The organism is Variovorax sp. Soil_C_17 (assembly GCF_057657265.1).
The window spans coordinates 130,555-156,940 of record NZ_JBDGIT010000001.1 but is presented as its reverse complement, the minus strand read 5'-3'; the positions used below and the strand labels follow the sequence as shown (position 1 = coordinate 156,940).

Below are 26,386 nucleotides of genomic sequence, written 5' to 3'. Positions count from 1 at the left end.
GATGAAAATTGCTATCTCAGGAATCGATATGACTGCGCGACCAGTGGTTCGCATTGAGGTTGATGACTACGTACCTTTGAGTTTTCGGAGTTACGCCTTGAGTCTCGGTGGCGTCAGAGACGTTCGCCTTGGTGATCTCTCAACCAACTTTCTAGAATTGAAGATGAATCTCGACTCTAGTACTCTACGTGCCTTCACGCTCCTGAGTTTTGACGCGGTGCATGAGTCCATACCGGTTGGGGCCTTGAGAGAAGGGCCTGGGCTGCCGATCTTGGATCTTGATGAAACTCTGTTCGAGGGACCCTGGGCAACGCAGCGCCTCGATCTACCTATGACGTTCTCCGTAGGATTCGGTAAAGAATTTTTTGAAATCAACTTCGGTATGTGGTCTGCTGCTGATCGAGCGTTCGTATGTGGACCGGTGAAATTCCTCGTGAATGAGGATTCGTTGCTAGGTATACAGGTATTGGGGCTTACTCGGGAACAACTGAAGAAGATTCGGAATATGAGGTCGAATTAGATCGTCGTCAGTCAGCCAATAGGCGTGGTCGTCAACAGCCTCTCCTCCGAGCAGGCACGACATCCAAATCCGCAGCACGACCACGACGAGCCAGGCCGGGCTGAACAGCGACACCCGCATCGACCCGCGTGGCGGGCCTGTACGTGAGCAACCCCGGCGGCACGCTAGTGGCCAGCGCGGGCCATGACGTGAACCTGGTCGGCGCCATCGTCGCCAACCAAGGCCCGGGCGGGGTGACGTCCATCAGCGCGAAGAACGACCTGAGCCAGGGCGGCGTCGTGCTCCGCGGCGGCGCGGTGAACCTGCAGGGCGTGCAGGTCTCGGCCGCCCAGGACCGCGCCATCGCTCGGACGAGAGCAATCCTGCCGATCGATATGTCAGAGACACGCTGGCGACCAGTCCCCCGCTCTTCGCAGCCATTCTTGGCGTCTCGCTGATCGATGGTGACGGAGGAAAGAGCGCGAGAAAGGGGCCGACACCCGGGCAGCGGATGGGCGACAGGATCAATGCCTACTATGTGAGGCGCACCGATCAGGCTGCACTCGCGCAGATTGACATCGAGCACATTGCTCAAGGCCATATAAACCGCTTCGGTCGCGCAGTGGGTTTCCACCACGAGCCGAGTGGGCGGTGCTAAAGCCGCAATTCCCATTTGCGAACTAGTTGTTCGTCCTGTTGGGCTGGCGCATCGGATTTCCTTCTCTGCTGGGTAGTCCCAAAAGCGACGATGAGAGACAACGGGGGCGACAGCAAGAACGTCGTTTGCCTCATCAAAGGCTCTGTATCACCGCCATGATGTTCCCCTCCGTATCCTTGAACCAGGCCGCCTTCGCCCCGCCCTCGTTCAAGATCCCGTTCGCATCCTGCCCCGGCATCTTGTAATCCTCGAACACCACCCCTCGCTTCCTCAGCTCGGCCACTTCGCTCTCGATGTCGGCGACCTCCCAGAAGGCCTGGCTGGCCTGCGAGGTGCCCGCATTCGGCGTCGGGTACAGGAAGCAGCTGGTGCCGCCGGCGCAGTCGTAGACCACGCCGCCCGCCGTTTCCATCTTGGGCTTGAAGCCCAGCTTCTGTTCATAGAACTGCCGCGCACGGGCGACGTCCTTCACGGGGATGTAGGCATACATCGGGGATTGCTGAAGCATGGCTTTCCTTTCGTTCGTTCGTTCGTTCGTTCGTCCGTTCATTCCTCGCTTCGTGCTGGCACGGCTTCGCCGACGCGGCGCACCTGCTCCACGGGCCTGCGCGGACCGTGCGGCGCCTCGCGCGTGGGCAGGCCGATGCGAAAGCAGAAGGTGGGCAGTCCGCCATTCAGGAAGAGCTGTTGCTCCACGGCACTCTGCATCTTCGGCCCGTGCCCGAGCTGTCGTTCGCGGCAGATGCGTTCCGGGATCTGGTTCATCGGCTGGCAGGCCAGCCCCCGCAACGTTGCCGCCAGGTGCAGGCGCTGCCAGGCGCGCCCGACCTCCAGCGACACCACGTCATCCAGCAGCCGATGCGCCGGAACCACGAAGAGGCCGAAGTGCGCGGCGGTCGCGAGCTGCACCTGGCGCGTGTTCTTGAGCCACACGGAATGCGCAGCCTGCTCCGGCGTCTGCGGGCCCGGGCGCGCCAAATTCGCGAGCCATGGCGCCAGCCCCTGCGCCTGCATCGTCGGGCCGTCGCGGCGCTCGTCGATCAGGGTCTGGTCCAGCCGGTCCCGGTGCGCGCTGTCGAGGCTCATCGGCACGTCGGCGATGATGTCCTGCGTCGCCTCCAGCGTGAGCGCGCCGAAGCGCCGGGCCTCCTCGCTCTTGCAGGGCAGAAAGACGAGCTCGTGGTCGCCGGAGCCCGCCACCTCGGCTTGCAGCGCATCCAGCGTCTCGTCGTCGATCTCGCGCGCGAGCGCGTACGGCCCGCGGTCGGTTCGGCGCCTCGTGATCGCGGCCTCCAGCCGGTGCGTCACCGCTTCGGGCGCCGGCGTCAGCCTCACCCGGGCCGCAAGCTCACGGCTCGACGTCGGCCGCAGCGCGATCTCCGTCGCGAGCCTGGCCCCCGGCGCGGCAATCGCCATGTTCTCCAGCGCGCAGCCGATGCCGATGAACATCTCGCGCTCGTAAGGGTCCATCGCGCCGAGCCCCCGGTCGAAGTCCGCATGAACCAGGATCTCGCCCGGCCCGACGGTGAAGCGCCAGGGCTGCGAGTTGTGCGCACTTGCCGCGAGCACGGCCGCCGCAACCAGCCGGTCGGCGCCGGCATGCGCATGGGTTTCGAAAGCGCCCCAGGCGTCGAGCGACTTGTCTTCCGCTTGCAAGAGGCCCTGGCGACAGGCCCGGTACGAAATGCCGCCGGCCGCGGCCAGCGCTGTAACGGCGGAGAACCATCGGAGCGCCGGATGCGCCCGGGGCAGGGTCTTGGCAGCCATAGGGCCTCCGTGTCTCGAGACGAAGACGGGTTGTGACACGCGGCGGGGTGTGGTGTCTGTCGGCCTCGTCCCACAGCACCCAAAAAGGCCCCCGCGCGCACGGCCGTCGCCTCGCGCAGCGGCGGATCACCGCGGGCCACCGCCCGATGTGCCGTCCCGCCAATAGCCCCTTCGCACTATCCCGCCTCCGCCGTCTAGGCCATTAGCCAGATTTGCCGCGCCTCCCCCGCGCCGGAAACTAGATGTTTCCTTTCCGGCGGGGGCCTCCCGCCATCGACGGAGCGCGGATGAGTTGGCGAACTAAAGTGGTTTGGAGCGAGGGGATGCTGCTGCAGCCCCAGCACCTGCAGCAAAGCGAGCGCCATGCCGACCATGCGCGGCACCTGCTGTTGCGCACCACCACGCCCTATGCCTGGGGCTTTGCCGAGCTGGAGATCGACGCCGCCGCGCTCACGCTCGGCAAGCTGGCGCTGGTGCGCGCAGTGGGCGTGTTCGGCGACGGCACGGTGTTCGACATGCCCGCGGTCGACCCCCTGCCCGAGCCCATCGACATTCCCGGCGCGATGCGCGACGAGGCGGTGGTGCTGGCCCTGCCGCTGCGCCGCGCGGGCGCACGCGAAGCCGATGCAGAGGCCTTCGAGGACCTGGTGCGCCACCGCGTGCTCGAAACCGAGGTGCCCGACTCCAACACCGCCGGCGAGCGCACCGCCATGCTGCAGCTGGGTGCGCTCAACGCCCGCCTGCTGCGTGCCGGCGACGCCACGGACGCCTGGACCACGCTCAACGTCGCCCGCGTGGTCGAACGCCGCACCGACAACCAGGTGCAGCTCGACCGCGTGCTGCTGCCGCCGCTGCTCGACGTCGCCGGCCATGCGGTGATCCGCGGCTGGCTCGACGAGCTGCTGGGCCTCCTGCGCCAGCGCGGCGAGGCGCTGGCCGGGCGCATGACGCAGGGCGGCACCGGCGGCGTGGCCGAGATCGCCGACTTCCTGCTGCTGCAGACCGTCAACCGCAACGAAGCGGTGTTCGCGCATCTCGCCAAGAGCGCGATGCTGCACCCGCAGCGCTTCTTCGAGCACGCGCTGGCGCTGGCCGGCGACCTCGCGAGCTTTCGCGATGCGCGCCGCGTGGCCCGCTTCGCGCCCTATGTCCACGACGACCTGGCGATGAGCTTCAAGCCGCTGATGGACGACCTGCGCCGCAGCCTCTCGATGGTGCTGGAGCAGTCGGCCATCCGCATCGACCTGCACGATCGCAAGCACGGCGTTCGCGTGGCGCTGATCCCCGACGTGGAGCTGCAGCGCAACGCCACCTTCGTGCTTGCGGTCAATGCGCAGATGCCGGGCGAGGCGCTGCGCGCGCGCTTCCCCACGCAGGTCAAGATCGGCCCGGTGGAGCGCATCCGCGACCTGGTCAACCTGGCGCTGCCGGGCGTCACGCTGGTGCCGCTGCCGGTGGCGCCGCGGCAGATCCCTTTCCACAGCGGCGCCAACTACTTCGAGCTGGAAACGCGCAACAGCGACCTGTGGCGCCAGCTCGAGCAGTCGGGCGGCATGGCGATGCACATCGCAGGCGACTTCCCGGGACTGGATCTCGCCTTCTGGGCGATTCGATCATGACTGCGCAAGCCTTCGTGCGCTCTCACTCCAGCCCTCTCCCGCAGGGAGAGGGCGCAAAGACAGGCGCAGCACCATGACGACACCTGACCCCTTCGCTGCCTTCGAGTCGGAGCGCACGGTCATCAAGCCCAAGCCGCGCGGGCCGGGCGGCCCGGCGCCGGTGCCGCCCCCCGCATCCATGGGCGGTGGCACCGAGCCGCTGCCGGCCGAGGTGGGCGAGCTGGGCCTGCTCAATCCGCTGGTCTCGGCTGCCGGCAAGCTGCTGGTGCTGGTGGGCCAGCTGCGCAACATGGTCCACGCGCCCAACGTGGCAGCGCTGCGGGCCTCCACCGCCGACGCCGTGAACCAGTTCGACGCCGCCGCGCGCCGTGCCGGCATCTCCAACGAGTCGGTGCTGGCCGCGCGCTACGTGCTCTGCACCGCACTGGACGAAGCCGTGGCCAACACCCCCTGGGGCGTGCAGGGCGGCTGGAACAAGCAAAGCCTGCTGGTGCAGTTTCACAACGAGACCTGGGGCGGCGAGAAGGTGTTCCAACTGCTGGCCCGCCTCGCGCAGGACGTGCCCACGCACCGCCAGCTGCTGGAACTGATCTACAGCGTGCTGGCGCTGGGCTTCGAGGGCCGCTACCGCGTGGTGGAGAACGGCCGCGCCCAGCTCGACAGCGTGCGCCAGCGGCTGGCCGAGCTGATCGCCAAGGAGCGCCCGCCGGTCGAGGCCGAGCTCTCGCCGCACTGGCGCGGGCAGGGCGCCGGCACGGTGCGGCTGCGCGAGTCGCTGCCGATGTGGGTGTTCGCGGCCGGCTTCGCGCTGCTGCTGGCGCTGGCCTGGTTCGGCTTCCGCCTGGCGCTCAACCAGCGCTCCGACGCCACCTATGCGGCTGTTTCCGGCCTGCGCGTGCCCAACGTGCAGATCGCGCCGCCGGCCATCCTCGCGAAGTCGCCGCGGCTCGCCAAGTTCCTCGAAGCGGAGATCAAGCAGGGCCTGGTCACCGTGACCGACGAGGCCGACCGCAGCACCGTGCGGCTGCGCGGCGACAGCTTCTTCGGCTCCGGCAGCGCCGACCCGATGGCGCAGTCGCTGCCGGTGCTCAACCGCATCGGCCAGGCGCTGGCGGAGGTCAAGGGCGAGGTGCTGATCACCGGCCATTCCGACAACCAGCCGATCCGTTCGATGCGCTATCCCTCCAACTGGCATCTCTCGGCCGCGCGCGCCGACGCGGTGAAGGGCGCGCTCTCGACCCTGGTCGACCCGGCCCGCATGCGCTCGGACGGCAAGGCCGATGCCGAGCCCGTCGCCGCCAACGACACCCCGGCCAACCGCGCGCGCAACCGGCGGGTGGAGATCGTGCTGCTCTCGCCGCCCGAGCGCGTCGCCGCCGAGCTGTCGGAGGTCAAGCGATGATCAAGAAGCTCTTCGGATGGCTGTTCCATCCCGTGCTGCTGACGCTGCTGGCGCTCCTCGTCGTCGCGCTGCTGATCTGGTGGATCGGCCCGCTGGTGCGCATCGGCGAGCTGGCCCCGCTGGAGAGCGATCTCTCGCGCGCGGTGCTGATCGGCGTCATCGTGCTGCTGGTGCTGCTGCGCGCCGCCTGGCGCCGCTGGCGCGTGCGCAAGGCCAGCCGGCACCTCACCGACGGGCTGATGAAGGCGCCCGCCGCACCGCTCGCGGCCGACGACGGCGGCGAGCGCAAGGTGCTGGATGCGCGCTTCACCGATGCCGTCGCCACCCTCAAGAAGATGCGCCTGCACGCTGCCGGCCGCAAGCCGGGCTGGCGCGACTGGCTCTCGCTCTCGGGCGGCAGCTATCTCTACGACTTGCCCTGGTACGTCTTCATCGGCGCGCCGGGCGCGGGCAAGACCACGGCGCTGGTCAACTCGGGCCTGTCCTTCCCGCTGGCCGAGAAGTTCGGCCCCGGCGCGATTCGCGGCATCGGCGGCACGCGCAACTGCGACTGGTGGTTCACCGACGACGCGGTGCTCATCGACACTGCCGGCCGCTACACCACGCAGGACAGCCACCAGGCCGAGGACAAGGGCGCGTGGGAAAGCTTCCTCGGCCTGCTGAAGAAGGTGCGGCCGCGGCGCCCGCTCAACGGCGTGTTCCTCACCGTCAGCGCGCAGGACCTGCTGTCGCACAACGCCGAGCAGCGCAGCACGCTGGCGGCCTCGATCCGCGCGCGCCTGCTGGAGCTCGACGCCAAGCTCGCCACCCGCCTGCCCGTCTACGTGCTGGTCACCAAGAGCGACCTGCTCTACGGCTTCGGCGAGTATTTCGCCGACCTCGGCAAGGAGCAGCGTGCGCAGGTCTTCGGCTTCACGCTGCCGGCGGAGGAGGGCGCGGTGGTCGACGAGAAGGGCCTCACGGCAGCCTTCCATCGCGAGTTCGGCCTGCTGCACGGGCGCGTCAACGACGCGCTGATCCAGCGCATGCAGCGCGAGACCGACGGCACCCGGCGTGCCGCGATCTTCGGCTTCCCGGCGCAGTTCGGCTCCATCGAGCCGCTGCTCGCCGACCTGCTGGAGCAGGTCTTCACCGGCTCGCGCTTCACCCAGCCGCCCTGGGTGCGCGGCGTCTACTTCACCAGCGGCACGCAGGAAGGCAGCCCGATCGACCGCGTGATGGGTGCGCTCTCGCGCAGCTTCGGGCTGGAGCGCGCGATCCTGCCGCCGCAGAAGAGCAGCGGGCGCAGCTACTTTCTCACCTCGCTGCTGCGCGACGTCGTCTTCCCCGAGCAGCGCCTGGCCGGCGCCGACGTCAAGCTGGAGCGCCGCCGCCATGGGCTTCGCGTGGCCGCGCTGGCGGCGATGACGCTGGTCACGCTGGCCCTGCTGGCCGGCTGGGGCTGGAGCGGCTGGCGCAACCTCGAGTACCTGAAGGCCGTCGATGCGCGCATCGCGCCGGCGCGCCAGCAGCTCGCCGCGCTGCCGGCGCGGGTGCAGAACCTGGTCGAGGTCGCGCCGGTGCTGCAGGGCCTGCGCAACATCTGGAAGGTGCCCGAGAACCGCGCGGGCGACGAGCCGCTGTCGATGACGCTCGGCCTCTACCAGGGCCACAAGCTGGACGCCGCCGCCATGCTGGCGCACCAGCGCGCGCTCAACGAGGTCTTCCTGCCGCAGCTGGCCAAGCGCATCGAGGACCAGCTGCGCACCGCGCAGAAGGACAACCTCGAGTTCACCTACGAGGCGCTCAAGACCTACCTCATGCTGCACCAGCCCGACCGCTTCGACGCCGAGGCGCTGAAGGCCTGGATCACCCTCGACTGGGCGCGCAACCTCGACCGCGGCATCCCCGAGGACCAGCGCAAGCTGCTCGAGGACCAGCTCGACGTGCTCATCGCCCAGGGCCCGCCGCGTTCGCCGCTCAAGATGGACGAGGCCCTGGTGCGCAACGTGCGCGCCGTGCTCGCCAGCTACCCGCTGGAGCAGCGCGTCTTCAGCCGCCTGAAGCGCCAGCGCCTGGGCAAGGACATCCCTTCCTTCAGCGTCGCCGCGGCCGCGGGGCCGGCCGGCCCGCTGGTCTTCGAGCGCGCCAGCGGCAAGCCGCTCGCCGATGGCGTGCCCGGCATGTTCACCTACGACGGCTACCACAAGCGCTTCCAGAACGAGGTGACCGTCGTCACCGGCCTGCTGGCCACCGAAGACCCGTGGGTGCTGGGCCAGGAGCGCGGCGCGGCCGACCGGCTGCGCGATGCCGCCGCTTTGGGCGCGCTGACCGATCGCGTGCGCAGGCTCTACCTCGAGGAATACGCGAAGGTGTGGGAGGCCCTGCTGGCCGACGTGCGCCTGGTGCGCGCCACCGGCCTCGACAAGAACATCGAGAACGCGCGCATCCTCTCCGGCGTCGGCTCGCCGCTCGCCAGCTTCCTGCGCGCGGTGGTCAAGGAGACCACGCTGACGCCGGCCGAGCAGCAGGGCAAGGACGTGGTCGCCAAGGCCAGCGAGACCGTGCGCAACACGCGCAAGGGCCTGGAGGAGCTGTTCGGCGGCGACCCCAACAAGCCGGTGGCCGCGGGCAAGCGCATCGAGAGCATCGTCGACGACCGCTTCGCCGACCTGCGTCGCCTGGTCGCTTCGCCCACGCCGGGCGGGCCGGCGCCCATCGACGACACGCTCAAGCTCTTCAACGAGGTCTACGTCTATCTGACGGCGGTCGACACCGCGGTCAAGAACCGCAGCTCGCCGCCGCCCGGCGACGTCGCGGGCAAGCTCAAGTCCGATGCCGGCCGGCTGCCCGAGCCGGTGCGCTCGATGGTCGAGAACCTCAGCCAGTCCGGCGCCACCCAGGCCCGCGTGGCCGAGCGCGGCAGCCTGAGCCTGGACCTGCGCCCGGTCACCGAGTTCTGCAAGACCGCGATTGCCGGGCGCTACCCCTTCGTCACCAGCAGCAAACGCGACGTGCTGCCCGAGGACTTCGGCCAGATGTTCGGCCCCGGCGGGCTGATGGACGAGTTCTTCCAGAAGCGCCTCGCCGCGCTGGTCGACACCAGCACGCGGCCCTGGCGCTACAGGCCGGTGGCCGAGCAGGGCGCGATCACGGCGCAGGCCATCGCGCAGTTCGAGCGGGCGGCGCGCATCAAGGAGATCTTCTTCCGCGCCGCCGGCCGCACGCCCGCCATGCGGCTGGACTTCAAGCCGGTGGAGATGGATGCGGGCATCACCCAGTTCATCCTCGACGTCGACGGCCAGCTGGTGAAGTACGCGCACGGCCCGGTGGTGCCCATGGCCGTGCAATGGCCCGGTCCCAAGGGCAGCAACCAGGTGCGGGTGCAGGTCAGCCCGCCCTCGGCCAGCGGGCCCTCGGGCACGGCAGTCGATGGGCCTTGGGCCTTGTTCCGCGTGCTCGACGAGGGCCAGCTCGAAGCCGGCGACGCGCCCGAGCGGTTCTTCATCACCTTCCAGGTCGGGGCGCGCAAGACCCGCTTCGAGGTCACGACCAACAGCGTGCAGCATCCGATTCGCTTGCGCGAGCTGCGCGAGTTCGCTTGCCCGGAGGGCTTGTGAGCGCCGCCCGGCCGCCCGAAGGCGCTCGCCCCCTCTTTCAGGAGGGGGTGCGCGAAGTACACGAAGTGACGAGCCTGGGGGAGGCTGTTCGATGACGGAAGAAAACGGCTCGACCATCGCCCCGGGCTGGTTCGGCAAGCTGCCCGGGATGGGCGACTTCGCCCAGCGCCGCATGCCGGAGCTGTTCCGCGAGCCCTGGGACCGCTGGCTGCAGAACGGCCTGGCCAAGCTGCGCGCGCGGCACACCGACTGGACCGAGCGCTATCTCAAGGCGCCGTTGTGGTGCTTCGTGCTGAGCGAAGGCGTGATCGACGGGCGCAGCTGGCTCGGCGTGCTGATGCCTTCGGTCGACGGCGTCGGGCGCTACTTCCCCTTGACGCTGGTGGCCGAGCTGGTCTCTTCGCGCACCGAGCTGCAAGGCGAGGTGCTGGCGCGCACGCGGCGCTGGTGGACCCTGGCCGCCCAGGCCGCGCTCGAGGGGCTGGAGCATGACCTCGACGCATCGCGCTTCGATGCGCGGCTCCAGGAGTTGTTCGCCGCCGACGCGGCCGAGGCGGACACCGGCGAGTACCCGCCGCTGGCGCTGCCGGAGGTCGGCCATTCGCTGTGGTTCACCGATCCCGGCGCCGAGCGCGGCCCCGGCATGACCAGCAACGGCCTGCCGCAGGACGAGCAGTTCGAGGCGCTCTTCGGCTTCGGCACCGAGCCGGGCGTGCGCCAGGAGGCATGGTCGTGACAACTGCTCGATCTCCGGCATTGCTCCATCTCCCGGAAGGCGAGGGAGCAAGGTCTGGGCTTTCACCCACGAGCCGGGGGGAGCTGATCCCATGACCGAGCGGAACCCCTCCTCGCGGCCCGTGCCCCCCGGCGACGACGACCCCACGCAGGTCATCACCGGCCGTCCGTCTGCTGCGCCCGCGCCGGACGACGCCACCATCATCACGGCCGGCGGCCCCACCGTGCCGCCCAGCCAGACCCCGACCCTGGCGGCCACCTCGCACACGACGTCGGGCGGCAACGAGCAGGCCGGCCTGCTCCCCATCGGCAGCCGGCTCGCCGAGTTCGAGGTCACGCGCATCGTCGGCCAGGGCGGTTTCGGCGTGGTCTACGAGGCCTGGGACCCGACGCTGGAGCGGGTGGTCGCGATCAAGGAATACCTGCCCAGCTCGCTGTCCACCCGCCAGGGCGACGGCACCGTCACCCCGTTGTCGGAGCGGCACCGCGAGACCTTCGACCTGGGCATGCGCAGCTTCATCAACGAGGCGCGGCTGCTGGCCCAGTTCGACCACCCCTCGCTGCTCAAGGTCTACCGCTTCTGGCAGGAGCGCGGCACCACCTACATGGTGATGCCCTTCTACCGCGGCGACACCTTGCGACAGGCCCTGCACGCGATGCCGGGCGGTGCCGACGAAGGCTGGCTGCTGCACATCATGGACGGCGTGACGCAGGCGCTGTCGGTGATGCATGCGGCCCACTGCTACCACCGCGACATCGCGCCCGACAACATCATCCTGCTCGAAGGCTCGGGCCGGCCGGTGGTGCTGGACTTCGGCGCCGCGCGGCGGGTGATCACCGACAAGACGCAGGCCATCACCGTCATCCTCAAGCCCGGCTACGCGCCGATCGAGCAGTACGCCGAGATGCCGGACATGGCGCAGGGCGCCTGGACCGACGTCTATGCGCTTGCCGCCGTGATGCACGTGGCGGTGAGCGGCCGCGCGCCGCCACCCTCGGTGGCGCGGCTCCTGTCCGACAGCTACGTGCCGCTCTCGGGCAACGAGGCGCTGCGCCAGCGCTACAGCCCCGCGCTGCTCTCGGCCATCGACGCCGGCCTGGGCGTGCGGCCCGAGTCGCGTCCGCAGTCCATGGCCGCCCTGCGCGAGTCGCTGGGGCTGGACGGCGGCGTGACGGTGATCCGGCCCCCGGCCGCGCCGTCGCGTGCTTCGACGCGCGGTTCGCTCCCGCCGCCGCCCGCGCCCGCGGCACCTGCCAAGGGCAAGGGTGCGGCCCTGGCCGGCGTGGCCGCGGTGGCGGTGCTGGCCGCGGCCGGCGGATGGTGGTGGTGGCAAGGCCGCGCCGGCGGCGGCGCCGAGGACGTCAAGGCGCCGGTGAGCACCGCGCCGGCGCCACCGCCCCAAGTCGCGCAGGCGCCCGCACCACCGCCTCCACCACCGCCGCCGCCCCCCCGGCCGCGCACGCCGGCCGAGTCGCTGCAGTCGCTGGCCGAGGGCGCCGCGCCCGGCTTCGAGGTGGCGGCGAGCCCGCGCAAGAGCGAAGTCGCGATCGGCAAGGACAAGCTGGGCTTCGAGCTGCGCAGCAAGCGCGAGGGCTTCGTCTACGTCTACCTGCTCTCCAGCGGCGGCGAGATGTTCCTGCTCTTTCCCAACCTGCTGGACAAGTACAACAAGATCGCCGCCGGCCAGAGCCTCACGCTGCCGCGCGCCTCCTGGCCGATGGACGCGGGCGGGCCGGCCGGCGTCAACCAGTTCGCGGTGCTGGTCAGCGAGCACGAGCGCGACTTCGGCGGCTCCGGCATGCAGAGCGAGGGCGTGTTCCCGCAGTTCCCGCTGCCGGTGCTGGCGGCCCTCGAATCCGCACGCGGCAGTGGCCCGCCGCCACTGCTGGGCAAGCCCATCTGCGCGCCGAACACCCCTTGCAAGGATGCCTATGGCACGGCCTTCTTCAAGATCACCGAGAAGTAATCGCCTTCAAGCGGCGGGCCCTTGCGCCCGCGGCCCTCGGACCAGGAGTTCTCCATGACACAAGCAGCCCTCACCCTCTCTCTTTCGACGCTGCGCGGCGCGCCGGCACGCTGGGGCGGTGCCGCCGTCGGCGCGGCGCTGCTGGCGGCTTGCGGCACCATGCCGGGCCCAGGCACCGGTCCGGGCCCGGCGCCGGCGGCGCCCGTGGCCGCTGCGCCGGCGCCCGCTCCGGCACCGCCGGCCACGCAGCCGGCTTCGCCCTCATGGTCGACCTCGTCGCCCTCCAGCGCTCGGCCCGCCGCCGCGCCCGGCGGCGCCAGCGTGGCCGGCCAGGCCCGCACTTTCTCCACCCAGCTCGCCACCTACACGGCGGTCGGCTTCGACACCGTGCCCGGCTGGGGCCGCGACGACTTCGCCGAGAGCTGGCCGGCCTTTCTCGGGAGCTGCAAGGTGCTGACCGGCCGCGGCACCGAGTGGCGCCAGATCTGCCAGCGCGCCGTCACGGTGGACCCGAAGAGCAACCCCGCCATTCGCGGCTTCTACGAGCGCGAGTTCTCGGCCTACCAGATCCGCGACGACGACCGCCGGCCCGACGGCGTGGTCACCGGCTACTTCGAGCCCGAGATCGCCGGCAGCCGCAGCTACGCGCCGCCCTACATCTACCCGGTCTACGGCCAGCCCGAGGACATGCTCTTCGCCGACGCGCGCAAGCTGCCGGCCGGCAGCGGCACCGTGGCCGCGCGCGTGGAGGGGCGCAGCGTGGTGGTGCAGCAGGGCCTCTCGACGCGCGACATGGGCGCGCCGGGCCTCTACGCGCTGGATCTCTCGGGCATCACGCGCGACACGCTGGACCGCAAGGTCCGCCTGCGCATCGAGGGCAAGCGCCTCCTGCCCTACTACACGCGGGAGGAGATCGAGACCAAGGGCGCGCCCAACGCCCGCGTGCTGGCCTTCGTGAGCAGCGCCACCGCGCTCTACGAGATGCAGATCCAGGGCTCGGGCCGCATCCGCCTGCCCAGCGGCGAGGTCGTCCGCGTCGCCTATGCCGAGCAGAACGGCCAGCCCTTCCGGCCCACGATCGCGCAGTCGTCCTCGGGCAAGGCGCTCAGCCGCGTGAAGACGCGCGGCCTGGGCGTGGAGCTCGAGCTGGACGACGGCGACGACGAGGTCGCCGACGGCGAGGTGATCCGCACCCGCGGCTTCACGCTGGCGCTGCCCGCAGCCAGCGGGGCGGTGCTGGTGCCGGGCCGGCGCGCCACCAGCCCGGTGCTCGGCTCCGGCATCAAGGACCCGAGCTACGTCTTCTTCAAGGAAGCGATCGGTACCGCCGGCGGTCCGGTGGGCGCCTTCGGCGTGCCCCTGCAACCCGGCCGCTCGATCGCGGTCGACCCGCGCGCCACGCCGCTGGGCTACCCGGTCTTCGTCTCGACGCGCACGCCCGACAGCGGCGCGCCGATGCAGCGCCTCACCATCGCGCAGGACACCGGCGGTGCCATCCGCGGCGCGGTGCGCGCCGACTACTTCTTCGGCAACGGCCAGCAGGCCGCGAGCCAGGCGCGGCGCATGAAGGAGCGCGGGCAGCTCTGGGTCCTGCTGCCGCGCGGGCTGGCGGTGGCGGCGGCGACCACCTCCACGATCCGTACGCGCGGCGCGGCGGTGGGCGCGGATCTGCCGCAGTGCCTGGTGCCGCAAGAGGACACCTGCGTCGACGACTGAGTTCAGCGACGAGCGCAATGCAGGACACCCTCTCCTCGGAGCAAAGCGTCGAGCTCGCCCGTCTTTGGCGGCGCCGGCAGACGCTGTCTTCGCAGGAGATGGGCGAGATGTACCGCATGGTCGGCAGCGCGCTCGGCAGCTGCCACCCGCCCGAATCGCGCGCGCTCGCCGAGAGCCGCGCCGAGCTGGTGGCGCAGTTCGTCTATGCCAAGGTGCTGCGCCTGGATGCCGATCCCGACGAGGCCGAGGAACACGGCGGCGAAGCAGACGCCAGCGGCCACGGCAGCGCACCGTCGACCGCCGTGGCGCTGTGCGCCCAGTTCCGGCGCTACCTCGTCGACTGCACGCGCGCCGGCAGCTTCCGCCGCAGGCTCTCCAGCGGCGAGCAGCTCACCGGGGACCGGCTCGAGGCCGCGGTCGGCGCCGCGGAGGATGCGGAGGATGCGCTGGCCGAGCACGGCCTCGACACGCACTCGGTCCAGGCCGCGGCGCGCGCCTTCATTGCCGGCCTGCCCGAGCCCGAGCGCATCCTGCTGTGCGAAGGCTTCGGCCGTGACGCGCAGGGCGGGCTGTCGGGCCCGGCCTCGCGCCACGCCATCGCCTCCTATCACTACCGCGCCGGCCGGCTCGGACTGGTGCACGAGCGCGAGGGCCTGCCGGCCGACTACGCCCGCACCACCCTGGGCCAGTGGATCTCGCAGACCCTGGGCATCCCGATCGAGGCCGGGAACATGGGCGCGATCCGGCAGGTCTTCAAAATCCTCGGTGCCGAAGCGTCTTGGGCCTGAAGAAACACGACTTCATGACGAGAACCATGACGCTCGAACTCTGGCCCCCCCTCAGCCTGATCCGCGGCACCCTCGTCGGCGCCTGCGATGCCGCGGCGGGCGAAGCCCTGGTGCCGGCCGAGGCCGACCCCGCGCCCGCGCGCGCCTCCGACGCCAGCCTGCTGCTGCCGCTCACCGAGCTGGCTCGCCGGCGCGGGGCGGTGGCCGCGCGGGCCTTTCCTGCCCGCTGGGCGCCGGGCCGGCTGCTGAGCGTGCTGCACGACGGCCGCCTGCTCGGCGTGCTGCTCGACAAGTGCCTGCACGACAAGTTGTGGCGCGGCTGGTTGGCCGCCGGCGAGGCCGACTGGGTCAGCGCCTACGACGTGCTGCTGGAGCCCGGTGACGAGCCCTTCGAGCCCATGTTCGGGCTGATCCAGACCTGGAACGTGATCACTCTCGAGCAGCGGCCGCAGCTGTGCGCGCGCGTGCTGGGCGAGCTCTCGGCCACGCGGCTGGCAGCCGTTCGCGCGGTCCACGACGAATGGGCCGTGCAGCGGCCGCTGTCGATCGTGCCGGAGCCCGGCCGCATCGCGCTGCGCACTGCGGGCGGCGTGTTCTCGGTGCTCTCCGGCACGCCGCTGGGCGTCGACGATCCGCGTGCCGAGTACCAGGGCCTGTACCTCGAGGCTGCCACGCGGCTGGCGACCCAGCTGCAGGCCGCGGCGAAGCCCGCCGGCACTCCGGTAGTCGCTGGGCCTTTGGCCGACGGCTGGTGGCCCCGACTCGCCGGCTGGTTTCGCGCCGACCGGGTGGTGCGGCCGGCGCTGATTTTGCTGGCGCTGGTGGTGGTGGTGCAGAACCTTGCGCTGCTGCGTTCCGGCAGCGAAGACGAGGAGCTCCGCTTTCGCGCCACATCCGAGGCCGGGGCGCCCGCCGCATCCGAAGTCCTGCTGCTGCGCTGGAAGGCCGGCGCCCCCATGGCCGAGGCGCAGGCGCTGCTGCGCTCGGCCGGTGCCGAGGCCATCGGCGGGCCCGATGCGCAGGGGCGATGGCGGCTGCGTCTGGCGGGCGGTGATGCGGCCCAGGGACGTGCGATGCTGGCGGGTTCGCCGCTCGTCGAATCGGTGGAGGGGCCATGAGCGCCGGCCGGCCGCTTGAAGGCGCGAAGGCTCTCTTGGGGGGCAGCGCAGTACTCGAAATGGGCAGGCGCGTGGGCGCTATGAGACATGCGGTGTTGAAGGTCTTGCTCGCTCCCCTTCCGGGGGAGGGTGGGGGTGGGGGCTCCGGCCTCGGATCAAGCGCACCGCCAAGACAAGCGAACGATGCCCTCACCCCAGCCCTCCCCGGAAGGGGAGGGAGCAAGGTCAGTTCGTCCGTCAAGAAAAGCGGTGGCTCATCTTCGCCGCGATGCCCCGCAAGACCGCGTTCGAAATAGCTCATTCATTCATTCATTCACCGAGGAGAAGAAGATGTCTTGGACGATCGACGGCACCCTGGACCCCGACGAGGCCCTGCGCCTGCTGGACCACATGTCCGGCGCCAGCGACAACGACTTCGCGATGCTCATCGAGAACAAGGGCGCAGTCGTCGAGGGCGAGTCCGCGCGCCAGTACGAGGACGGCAAGCAGCGCATGGACATCGCGGGCTACGCCTACCTGGCCGAGGTCGTCACCCCGCCGGGCGCCAGCAAGGGCAAGGTGCGCAGCCACAGCCTGATCGTCGTGCGCAACTGCGATGCGGCGACGGCCTCCATCGCCAGCCTGATGAAGAACCAGGACAGCGACATCAAGGTCGAGCTCTCGGTCTTCAAGGCCGGCGGCGATTCGTCCAGGGACATGCAGCCCACGCTCGAGATCGTGCTGGAGGGCGCCCGCATCGACACCCATTCCATCCTGACCGGCGGCACGCCGCGGCGGCCCTGCGAGATCCTGTTCTTTCGCTACCGCAAGATCGAGATCCGGTCCGCGGCGCAGAAGGGCACGGGCCAGCGCGGTGCCGTGCGCAGCTGCGTCATGAATGCTGAATGAATGAATCCCCGGCTCACGAAAGGCACCCCATGACCCGATCCGCCGAACTCCTTCAAGCCGCCGACCCTGCCGGCGCCCTCAAGGCCCTGAGCGAGGAGGTGCGCGCCAGGCCGGGCGACGCCAAGCTGCGCGTCTTCATGGCGCAGCTGCTGTGCGTGCTCGGGCAGTGGGAGCGCGCGCTCAACCAGCTCAACGTCGCGGCCGAGCTCGATGCGCTGGCCGTGCCGATGAAGCAGGTCTACGGCGAGGCCATCCGCTGCGAGGGCCTGCGCGCCGAGGTGTTCGCCGGCACGCGCACGCCGATGGTCTTCGGCCAGCCCGACGAATGGCTCGCGCTGTTGATCGAGTCGCTGCTGCGCCAGGGCGCCGGCGATGCGGCATTGGCCGAGGACCTGCGCACGCGCGCCTTCGACGCCGCCCCCGCGACTCCGGGCACGCTGGACGGCAAGCCCTTCGAGTGGCTGGCCGACGCCGACATGCGCCTGGGCCCGGTGCTGGAGGCCTTCGTGAACGGCCGCTATTACTGGATTCCCTTCGCCCGCCTGGCCCACATCAAGTTCGATCCGCCCGAGGACCTGCGCGACTGCGTGTGGTTGCCGGCCCACCTGCAGTTCGAGAACGGCGGCGAAACCCTGGCGCTGGTGCCCACGCGCTACGAGGGCACGCACGCCTGCGCCGATGGCGCGCTGCAGCTCGCGCGCAAGACCGAGTGGCGCGAGCTGCGGCCCGAGGTGTGGGCCGGCTGGGGCCAGCGCATGCTCGGCGGCGACGACGGCGAGGAGCACGCCATGCTGGACGTGCGCGAGATCCTGTTCTCGGCAGCGGCGCAGCAAGAGCCGGCCCATGGCTGAGCAGATCGCCCAGGAGCGCCTGCAGCCCTCGCTGCTCGACCGGCTGGTCGACCACGCGCCCAGCGAGCAGCGCGAGAGTGACGACAAGCGCACCTTGACCCGCCAGGCGCTGCGCCAGGCGATGCTGCGCGATCTGTCGTGGCTGCTCAACGCGACCGGGTACGGCTTGCCCTTCGACGACAAGCGCTATCCGAATGCGGCGCGCTCGGTGCTCAACTACGGATTGCCTATGCTGTCCGGCCAGTTCACGTCGTCCATTCAGCGTGTCAGCATGGAACAGGCTCTGAAGAACGCCATCCTGCAGTTCGAGCCCCGCATCCTGCCTCGCACACTCGAAGTGGAACTCGTCATGGAAGGCTCGGCTCTCGACTCCCACAACCGCATCGGCCTCCAGATACGCGGGCTGCTCTGGGCCCAGCCGGTGCCGCTGGAGTTCCTCATGCGCAGCCGGATCGATCTGGAAGAGGGGCGCATCGAGATCGAAGACGTGGCGCTTCCGCAGCGCTAGGGCCCGCCAATCCATGAATCACCCGTGCGTGAGGTCTTGCTCCCTCTCCCTGTGGGAGAGGCGGCCATTTCCCAAAGCCCCCCGGAGCGCTGCATGGACCCGCGCCTGCTGACGCTGTACGAACAGGAGCTGCGCTATTTCCGCGAGAGCTCCGGCGAGTTCGCGCGCGCCTTTCCGAAAATCGCGCACCGCCTGGGCATCGAGGGCCAGGACGTCGCCGATCCCTATGTCGAACGGCTGATCGAGGCCACCGCCTTCCTGGCCGCGCGCGTCGGCCTCAAGCTCGATGCGGAGTACCCGCGCTTCACCGGCCACCTGCTGGACATCGTCTATCCGCAGTTCATGGCACCGACGCCTTCGATGATCGTGGTGTCCCTGGCCATCGACCCCGACGACGCGAATCTCGCCGGCGGCCCCACGCTGGCGCGCGGCAGCGGCCTGCGCGCGCGGCACGCCGTGGGCCAGAACACGCATTGCGAGTTCCGCACCTCGTGCGCGCTGCGCCTCTGGCCCGTCGAGGTGCAGCGCGCGCAGTACTTCACCTATGCGCCCGATCTGCCGCTGGCCCAGCATCCGCAGTCGCGCGAGATCCGCGGCGGCCTGCGCATCGCACTGCGTGCCACCGCAGGCCTCAAGTTCAACCAGATCGCACTGGACGAACTGCTGATCCACTTCGGCGGCGCCGAGGACGTGGCCTGGCAGCTGCACGAGTGCATGCTCGGCAAGCCCCTGGGCGTGCTCGTGCAACCGCTGTCGGCGGGCGGCGTGGCGGCAGGCGCCGCGGCGGGCGCGGTGCGGCAGTTGCCGGCGAGTGCGGTCCAGCCCGTGGGCTTCGAGGACGACGAGGCGCTGCTGCCCGTCACCGCCACCGGCTTCTCGGGCCATCGGCTGGTGCAGGAGTACTTCGCCTTCCCGCAGCGCTTCCAGTTCGCGCGCATCGTGGACCTGCAGCGCGTGCTGTCTTCGATGGCGGTGAGCGAGGTCGAGCTGGTGGTGCTGTTTTCGCGGGGCGATGCGGCGCTGGAGAAGCTCGTCAGCGCCGACAACGTGCAGCTGCACTGCGTGCCGGCGATCAATCTCTTTGCCAAGCGGCTCGACCGCGTGACGGTGAACGAAGGCGTGAGCCAGTTCCACCTGGTGCCCGACCGCACGCGGCCGCAGGACTTCGAGGTCCATACCGTCACCGAGGTGATCGGCCACGGCAACCCGGCCGGCGCCGACGCCACGCCGGAGCTGCCCTTCCTGCCCTTCTACGCGGCCTTCCACGGCAGCCGCCACAGCCACCCGGCCTACTTCACGACCACGCGCGAGCCGCGCATGCCTTCGGCACGGCAGCGCACCGATGGCCATCGCAGCAGCCACATCGGCTCCGAGGCCTACATGCAGATCGTCGACCCGCAGCAGGCGCCCTATGCAAGCTCGCTGCGGCAGCTGGCCGTGAGCGCGCTGGTCACCAACCGCGACCTGCCGCTGCTGATGCCGCTGGGCCGCGAGAACGACTTCGATTGCATCGACGCCTTTCCGGCACAACGGGTGCGCATGGTGCGCGGGCCTTCACGACCGGTCTCGCCGGTGGTGAGCCACGGACTAGGCTGGCGCGTGATCGACCACCTGGCGCTCAACTATCTGTCGCTCGCCGACAGCTCCGCGCAGCAGGGCGCGGCCGCGCTGCGCGAGATGCTCATGCTTTACGCCGTGCATGGCGACGAGGTGCGCCAGGGCCAGGTGCGCGGCCTGCTCTCGGTGCGGTCGAAAGCGGTGACGCGGCGCCTGCCGCTGGCCGGGCCGATCGCCTTCGGCCGCGGGCTGGAGGTCACGCTCGAGGTCGACCGCAATGCCTTCCATGGCCACAGCGCCTTTCTCTTCGGCGCGGTTCTGGCGCGCTACCTGGCGCGGCACGTGGAAGTCAACCACTTCGTCGAGACCGTGCTCAGCGCGGCCGGCCGCGGCGAGATCATGCGATGGAGGCCGCTGTGCGGGGCACGCCCGATCCTGTGAGCGCCGCCCGGCCGCCCGAAGGCGCAAAGGCCCCCTCGGGGGGCAGCGCAGTACACGAAGTGACAAGCGTGGGGGCTCTTTTGATCCCCGTCGCCGCCGGCGCGCGGCCAGCCGCCAGCGTCGGCCGGCACCTGCAGGCCTGCGGCGAGCAGCCCTGGGCGTATGACTACTTCGCGCTGATGCGCCGGCTCGAAAGCATCGCGGCCCCTGCGCCGCGCTGGGGCCGCGCGCTGCTGCCGGGTGCCGAGCCGGTGCGCGTCGGCCAGGAGCCCTCGCTGTCCTTCGCACCCGCCAGCTTCAGCCGCTTCGAGCCCGCGAGTGCCCATTCGCCGCCGCGGCTGCGCCAGCATTTCTTCGGCTACCTCGGGCCCAACGGGCCGCTGCCGGTTCACCTGAGCGACTTCATCCGCGAGCGCACCATCAACCACGGCGACCCGACCTGGCTCGCGTTTCTCGACACCTTCTCGCACCGCTTCTCGCTCCTCTTCTACCGAGCCTGGACGCAGGCGCGGCCTGCGGTGGGGCTGGACCGGCCACAGGACGACGGCTTCCGGCGCCGGGTGGGCGCGCTGGTCGGCATCGGCACCCCCGCGCGGCAGCAACGGGACGAAATCCACGACGACGCGCGGCTGCATTTCTCCGGCCGCCTGCTGCGGCAGGTGCACAACGCCGAGGGGGTGGAGGCCGTGCTCGCCAGCTACTTCGGCGTGCCGGTGCGGCTCGAGCCCTGGGTCGGCCACTGGATGCCGCTGCCGCAGGAGGAGTTCACCCGGTTGGGTCGCGGCGAGGCCTCGCGCTCGCTGGGCATGGGCGCGATGCTGGGGCGGCGCGCCTGGGACCGCCAGCACCGCGTGCGCCTGCACCTGGGGCCGCTCGACCTCCAGCAGTACCGCATGTTCCTGCCCACCGGCGATGGGCGTCCCGCCCTGCGGCGGTGGATGCAGCAGCTGCTGGGCGACGAGCTGTACTGGGACGCCGAGCTGATCCTGCAGAAGGAAGAGCTGCCGCCTGCGCGCCTCGGCACGCTGAAGGGCAATGCGCCGCGCCTGGGCTGGGTCTCGTGGCTGGGCCGCGAGCGGCGCGCGCGCGACGCGGCCGATGTCCGTATCGATGGCGATGCGCCGATGCGTCGCACCGCAGTTCAATAAGACCGAGGGGGCTGTCCGTCATGCATTCGAGGAGATCCATGGACCCCCAAGCTCACATTCGTTCGCTGCCCTCCGAGGGGGCGCATGCCTCCTTCGAGGCGGTTCTACAGGAGGCATCATGAGTGAAATCAGCCGCACGGCCTTGTTCGGCAAGCTCAATTCGCTCGCCTACAAGGCGATCGAGGGCGCCACGGTGTTCTGCAAGATGCGGGGCAATCCGTACGTGGAACTGGAGCACTGGTTCGCCCAGCTGCTGCAGTCGCAGGACTCCGACCTGCACCGCGCGATCCAGCACTACGGGCTGGACATCTCGGTGATCGCCAAGGACATGACGGCCGCACTCGACCGGCTGCCGCGCGGCGCCACCGCCATCAGCGACTTCTCGCCGCACATCGAGAACGCGATCGAGCGCGCCTGGACCTACGCCACCCTGCAGTTCGGCGAGGCGCAGGTGCGCACCGGCTACCTGCTGGTGGGCATGCTCAAGACGCCCGGCCTGCGCAACCCGCTGCTGGGCCTGTCGAAGCAGTTCGAGAAGGTCAAGGTCGAGGACCTGGCCGACAACTTCGCGAAGATCTGCGATGCCTCGCCCGAATCGAAGATGAGGGCGCAGGACGGCACCGGCATGGGAGGCATCGGAAGTGCGGGCACGCCCGGCGAGGACGCCGGCGCGATGGCGCCCGCCGCCATGGGCAAGGGCGATGCGCTCAAGAAGTTTGCTGTCGACCTCACGGAGAAGGCGAAGAAGGGGGAGATGGATCCGGTGACCGGGCGGGACGAGGAAATCCGCCAGATCGTCGACATCCTGATGCGGCGCCGCCAGAACAACCCGCTGCTCACGGGCGAAGCGGGCGTCGGCAAGACCGCGGTGGTGGAGGGCTTCGCGCAGCGCCTGGCGCGCGGCGACGTGCCCCCGCAGCTCAAGGAGGTGAAGCTGCTCACGCTGGACATCGGCCTCTTGCAGGCCGGTGCCAGCATGAAGGGCGAGTTCGAGCAGCGGCTGCGGCAGGTGATCGACGAGGTGCAGGCTTCGCCCACGCCGATCATCCTGTTCATCGACGAGATCCACACGCTGGTGGGCGCGGGCGGCGCGGCGGGCACCGGCGATGCGGCCAACCTGCTGAAGCCCGCGCTCGCGCGCGGCAACCTGCGCACCATCGGCGCCACCACCTGGGCCGAGTACAAGAAGTACATCGAGAAGGACCCGGCGCTGACTCGGCGCTTCCAGGTCGTGCAGGTGCCCGAGCCCGACGAGACCAAGGCCATCCTGATGCTGCGCGGCGTGGCCAGCGTGCTGGAGAAGCACCACCGCGTGCAGCTGCTGGACGAGGCCATCGAGTCCGCGGTGAAGCTGTCGCACCGCTACATCCCCGCGCGCCAGCTGCCCGACAAGGCGGTGAGCCTGCTGGACACCGCCTGCGCGCGGGTGGCCGTCTCGCAGCACGCCATGCCGCCGGAGGTGGAGGACTGCCAGCGCCGCATCGAGGCATTGACGGTGGAGCAGGAGATCATCGGACGCGAGGAGGCGATCGGCATCGACGTGGGCAAGCGTTCGGCGCAGGTGCAGGCGCTGCTGGCGGAATCGAAGGCGCAGCTGGAGAAGCTCGATGCGCGCTGGAAGGAAGAGAAGGGGCTGGTCGACCGGCTGCTGACGCTGCGCGGGAGGCTGCGTGAGGGCAACAAGCCGGTGGATGCGCCCAATCAACCCGGTCGGGCTGAGCGTGTCGAAGCCAATCAACCCGTTCGAGCTGAGCTTGTCGAAGCCCGAACGGAGGGTGGTGGCTCGGAGGGGCAAAGCCGCGCTGCCCTGCTGGGCGAGCTGCACGAGCTGCAAGCGCAGATCAGCAAGATCCAGGGCGAGTCCCCGCTGATCCTGCCCTCGGTCGATTCGCAGGCCGTGTCCTCGGTGGTGGCCGACTGGACCGGCATCCCCGTCGGCCGCATGCAGCGCAACGAGATCGAGACCGTGCTCAGCCTGCCGAGGCTGCTGGGCCAGCGCGTGATCGGCCAGGACCACGCGATGGAGATGATCGCCAAGCGCATCCAGACCGCACGCGCCGGCCTGGACAACCCGGGCAAGCCGATCGGCGTCTTCATGCTGGCCGGCACCTCCGGCGTGGGCAAGACCGAGACCGCCATCGCGCTGGCCGAGGCCCTGTACGGCGGCGAGCAGAACATGATCGTCATCAACATGAGCGAGTACCAGGAGGCGCACACCGTCAGCTCGCTCAAGGGCGCGCCGCCCGGCTACGTGGGCTACGGCGAGGGAGGGGTGCTCACGGAAGCCGTGCGCCGCCGGCCCTACAGCGTGGTGCTGCTGGACGAGGTGGAGAAGGCCCACCCCGACGTGCACGAGCTGTTCTTCCAGGTCTTCGACAAGGGCTTCATGGAAGACGGCGAAGGCCGCAGCATCGATTTCAAGAACACGCTGATTCTCCTGACCACCAACGCCGGCACCGACCTGATCGCCAGCCTGTGCAAGGACCCGGAGCTGATGCCCGACCCGGAAGGCATGGCCAAGGCGCTGCGCGAGCCGCTGCTCAAGATCTTCCCGCCCGCGCTGCTGGGCCGGCTGGTCACCATCCCCTACTACCCGCTGTCCGACGAGATGCTCGGCAAGATCGTCGAGCTGCAGTTGAAGCGCATCAAGAAGCGGGTGGAGGCGCGCTACCAGATCCCCTTCGAGTACGGGAACGACGTGGTGAAGCTGGTGGTGAGCCGCTGCACCGAAAGCGAATCGGGCGGCCGGATGATCGACGCGATCCTCACCAACACGATGCTGCCCGATGTCAGCCGCGAGTTCCTGAACCGGATGATGGAAGGCAAGCCGATCGAAGGGGTGCGCGTGGGTGTCGCGGATGGCAACTTCAGCTATGCGTTCGATGCTGCGGGGACGCCACAATGATCACATTGCCGGCGGATATCCAGCAGGACGCGAACTGGGACGGCTACTCGAAGGACTCGGCGACGGGTTCGACCAACCCGAACAAGGAATCGGCGATGGGCTTCGCCGAGCACCAGCGCATCGTGCTCAATGCCAAGGCGCTGCTTGTCAACCTGAACTACAGCGACGCGGACCAGAACGCCAACAAGGCGAAGAAGGCGCTGATGAACCTGAAGGAGGTGTACACGTCGGCGGGCTCGACCGGCGTGCTCTACATCACGAAGGGCATCCACCAGCCGTACGCGAACCCGCACCTGCAGGTTTCCGTGGTCGAAAACGGCGAGGACCCCGTCCTCTACCACCTGGACGTCTGCGACGACACGACAGTCACCGACTACAGTGGCGCCCAGCACTTCCACTGGCGCGGCGTGCGTTTCTCGGCGCGGGTGCGCAACAACCAGCCGAACTGGGCGCAGGACAAGTTCGACTGCGCCGAGTGGCCCGAGAACGTGCCCTTCGCCAGGCGCATGCACAAGGACCGGCGCAACAGCATCTCGCCGGGGGGCCTCGCGGGGCTGAACCAGATGCTGCAGGAAGCCGAGGCGAAGCGCCTGCAGCAGTCGGCGCGCGACAAGAACAAGAATGCCATCCTGGCAACGGTCGAGACGAAGCTCAAGCTGAAGCCCGAGCGCGCGGGGCCGCAAACGACGGCCAGCTTCTGGAAGGGGGAGGGGGCGCTCAACTTCCTCACGCCGAACTCGAAGAAGGTGTCGTGCACCCTGGACGGCGACTACTTCGTCCACACGAACGGCCAGAGAATGAAGGTCACGTGAAGACGCACGCCGTGGCGCCGGAGTCCCCCCACATCCAGGATCTGAGCGTCCGGGACGCGTTCGAGCTGGCGGTCCGCCTGCACCGCGCGGGCAGGCTCGACGAGGCCCACATGCTCTATGCGCGCATCGTTGAAGCGGTGCCGGACTATGCCGACGCATTGCACTTCATGGGCGTGCTGCAGCACATGCGCGGGCGCAACGACGAGGCGCTCGGGTTGATCCACCGCTCGATCACGCTGAACGACGCCGTGCCGGACTGGCACAACAACCTCGGCAACGTGCTGCTGGAAAGCGGCCGTGTCGATGCCGCGGCCGATGCGTATGCGCGTGCGTGCGCGCTCGCGCCCGATCGGCCGGACGTGCTGAACAACCTGGGCGTGCTGCGCCGGGAGCAGGGCCGCCCGGCCGAGGCCGAGGCCTTCTATCGGCGTGCCATCGCGCTCGATCCCGCCTACGCCGACGCCTTCAGCAATCTGGGCCGCCTGCTCAACGGCCTCGGGCGCCAGGAGGAGGCGCTCGCCGCCTTCTGCGAAGCCCTGGTGCTCAACCCGAGGTTCGTCAAGGCCCGCCATGCCCTGGGCATGGCCTACCAGATGCTCGGGCGCCTCGACGACGCGGCGCAGGTGTACCGCGACTGGCTGGCGGAGGAGCCCGGGCACCCCGAGGCCCTGCACCACCTCGCCGCCTGCACGGGCGACGGGGTGCCCGAGCGGGCGCCCGACGCCTACGTGGAGAAGGTCTTCGACGATTTCGCCAACAGCTTCGATGCCAAGCTCGCGATGCTGGACTATCGCGCCCCGACGCTGATCGCCGAGGCGGTGGCGCAGCGCCTGGGCGAAGCTCGGCGTGACATAGCCGTGCTCGACGCCGGATGCGGCACCGGGCTGTGCGGTCCCTTGCTGGCCGGGTACGCGCGGCGGCTGGAAGGCGTCGATCTGTCCGAGCGGATGCTGGCCAAGGCGCAGGTGCGGCAGGTGTACGACGCACTGGCCAAGGCCGAGCTCACCGCCTTCATGGACGGCGTGGAGCCGGGCTCCTACGACCTCGTCGTGTCCGCCGACACCCTGTGCTATTTCGGTGACCTGCATCCCGTGGTCCGGGCGGCCGCGAACGCGCTGCGGCCGCGGGGCTGGCTCATCTTCACGGCGGAGGCCTCGACCGGGGACGGCGGGGCGGGCTTCCAGCTCAACCCCCATGGCCGCTACAGCCATCGCGAACACTACCTGCGCGAGGTGCTCGCGGCCGTGGGCCTGGCGGTCGAAGGGCTGCAGCGGGCGCAACTTCGCATGGAGAACGGCAAGCCAGTCGAAGGCTGGGTGGTGTCGTGCAGGAAAGAGGCGCCCGGCGGCGGCGCGGAACCGGTGGGACTTCCAGGTCACTCATTGTCGTCACGATGACAAGGAGCCAG

Annotated in this window: 20 protein-coding genes; 18 read left to right on the top strand and 2 right to left on the bottom strand. The window is 69.9% G+C overall.

Annotated features, from left to right (window positions below):
• The first annotated feature begins 1 nt into the window (after window position 1).
• Window positions 2-520 (top strand): hypothetical protein, encoded by a 519-nt coding sequence (locus AC3A6Y_RS00710; protein WP_487866317.1) that lies wholly within the window; start codon window positions 2-4, stop codon window positions 518-520.
• 143 nt (window positions 521-663) lie between these two features.
• The gene (locus AC3A6Y_RS00705) at window positions 664-957 is read left to right on the top strand and encodes a hypothetical protein (RefSeq protein WP_487866316.1); all 294 of its coding nucleotides are present in this window, start codon (window positions 664-666) and stop codon (window positions 955-957) included.
• A gap of 333 nt (window positions 958-1,290) precedes the next feature.
• On the opposite strand, the gene AC3A6Y_RS00700 is transcribed toward AC3A6Y_RS00705, so the two are convergent.
• Entirely contained in the window at window positions 1,291-1,665 is a 375-nt protein-coding gene (locus AC3A6Y_RS00700) for a VOC family protein (protein WP_487866315.1), read from the bottom strand.
• Window positions 1,666-1,703: 38 nt separating this feature from the next.
• A complete protein-coding gene (locus tag AC3A6Y_RS00695) occupies window positions 1,704-2,924 on the bottom strand; it encodes a nitroreductase family protein (RefSeq protein WP_487866314.1) in 1,221 nt (406 codons plus the stop codon).
• Window positions 2,925-3,211: 287 nt separating this feature from the next.
• Here AC3A6Y_RS00695 and tssK point away from each other — a divergent pair, with 287 nt between their 5' ends.
• The 16 genes from tssK (at window position 3,212) to AC3A6Y_RS00615 (ending at window position 26,375) form a co-directional block, all read left to right on the top strand.
• Window positions 3,212-4,543 (top strand): type VI secretion system baseplate subunit TssK, encoded by a 1,332-nt coding sequence (tssK, locus tag AC3A6Y_RS00690; protein WP_487866313.1) that lies wholly within the window; start codon window positions 3,212-3,214, stop codon window positions 4,541-4,543.
• 73 nt (window positions 4,544-4,616) lie between these two features.
• Window positions 4,617-5,945 carry a DotU family type VI secretion system protein gene (locus tag AC3A6Y_RS00685; RefSeq protein ID WP_487866312.1) on the top strand — a complete coding sequence of 443 codons (1,329 nt, stop codon included), beginning with the start codon at window positions 4,617-4,619 and terminating at the stop codon, window positions 5,943-5,945.
• On the top strand, window positions 5,942-9,544 hold the full coding sequence (gene tssM, locus AC3A6Y_RS00680; protein ID WP_487866311.1) for a type VI secretion system membrane subunit TssM: 3,603 nt from the start codon (window positions 5,942-5,944) through the stop codon (window positions 9,542-9,544). Before AC3A6Y_RS00685 ends, tssM begins: the two co-directional genes overlap by 4 nt.
• A 91-nt stretch (window positions 9,545-9,635) precedes the next feature.
• On the top strand, window positions 9,636-10,280 hold the full coding sequence (tagF, locus tag AC3A6Y_RS00675) for a type VI secretion system-associated protein TagF (RefSeq protein ID WP_487866310.1): 645 nt from the start codon (window positions 9,636-9,638) through the stop codon (window positions 10,278-10,280).
• Window positions 10,281-10,371: 91 nt separating this feature from the next.
• Complete coding sequence (locus AC3A6Y_RS00670; RefSeq protein WP_487866309.1) at window positions 10,372-12,246, top strand: protein kinase domain-containing protein; 1,875 nt, start codon at window positions 10,372-10,374, stop codon at window positions 12,244-12,246.
• 54 nt (window positions 12,247-12,300) lie between these two features.
• Entirely contained in the window at window positions 12,301-13,962 is a 1,662-nt protein-coding gene (mltA, locus tag AC3A6Y_RS00665; protein WP_487866308.1) for a murein transglycosylase A, read from the top strand.
• Between the two features lie 17 nt (window positions 13,963-13,979).
• A complete protein-coding gene (locus tag AC3A6Y_RS00660) occupies window positions 13,980-14,750 on the top strand; it encodes a hypothetical protein (protein ID WP_487866307.1) in 771 nt (256 codons plus the stop codon).
• Between the two features lie 14 nt (window positions 14,751-14,764).
• Entirely contained in the window at window positions 14,765-15,868 is a 1,104-nt protein-coding gene (locus AC3A6Y_RS00655; RefSeq protein WP_487866306.1) for a hypothetical protein, read from the top strand.
• Window positions 15,869-16,198: 330 nt separating this feature from the next.
• Window positions 16,199-16,756 (top strand): type VI secretion system tube protein Hcp, encoded by a 558-nt coding sequence (locus AC3A6Y_RS00650; protein ID WP_487866305.1) that lies wholly within the window; start codon window positions 16,199-16,201, stop codon window positions 16,754-16,756.
• A 29-nt stretch (window positions 16,757-16,785) separates the two neighbouring features.
• Window positions 16,786-17,607 (top strand): type VI secretion system accessory protein TagJ, encoded by an 822-nt coding sequence (locus AC3A6Y_RS00645; protein WP_487866304.1) that lies wholly within the window; start codon window positions 16,786-16,788, stop codon window positions 17,605-17,607.
• Window positions 17,600-18,115, top strand: a complete 516-nt coding sequence (tssE, locus tag AC3A6Y_RS00640) for a type VI secretion system baseplate subunit TssE (RefSeq protein WP_487866303.1) — start codon at window positions 17,600-17,602, stop codon at window positions 18,113-18,115. Before AC3A6Y_RS00645 ends, tssE begins: the two co-directional genes overlap by 8 nt.
• Window positions 18,116-18,208: 93 nt before the next feature.
• Window positions 18,209-20,113 (top strand): type VI secretion system baseplate subunit TssF, encoded by a 1,905-nt coding sequence (tssF, locus tag AC3A6Y_RS00635; protein ID WP_487866302.1) that lies wholly within the window; start codon window positions 18,209-18,211, stop codon window positions 20,111-20,113.
• A 68-nt stretch (window positions 20,114-20,181) separates the two neighbouring features.
• Window positions 20,182-21,261, top strand: coding sequence for a type VI secretion system baseplate subunit TssG (gene tssG / locus AC3A6Y_RS00630; protein WP_487866301.1), 1,080 nt, complete (start codon window positions 20,182-20,184; stop codon window positions 21,259-21,261).
• Window positions 21,262-21,379: 118 nt separating this feature from the next.
• Window positions 21,380-24,166, top strand: a complete 2,787-nt coding sequence (gene tssH, locus AC3A6Y_RS00625; protein WP_487866300.1) for a type VI secretion system ATPase TssH — start codon at window positions 21,380-21,382, stop codon at window positions 24,164-24,166.
• Window positions 24,163-24,978 carry a hypothetical protein gene (locus AC3A6Y_RS00620; RefSeq protein WP_487866299.1) on the top strand — a complete coding sequence of 272 codons (816 nt, stop codon included), beginning with the start codon at window positions 24,163-24,165 and terminating at the stop codon, window positions 24,976-24,978. Before tssH ends, AC3A6Y_RS00620 begins: the two co-directional genes overlap by 4 nt.
• The gene (locus tag AC3A6Y_RS00615; protein WP_487866298.1) at window positions 24,975-26,375 is read left to right on the top strand and encodes a tetratricopeptide repeat protein; all 1,401 of its coding nucleotides are present in this window, start codon (window positions 24,975-24,977) and stop codon (window positions 26,373-26,375) included. The genes AC3A6Y_RS00620 and AC3A6Y_RS00615 overlap by 4 nt, the downstream gene beginning before the upstream one ends.
• Window positions 26,376-26,386: the final 11 nt, after the last annotated feature.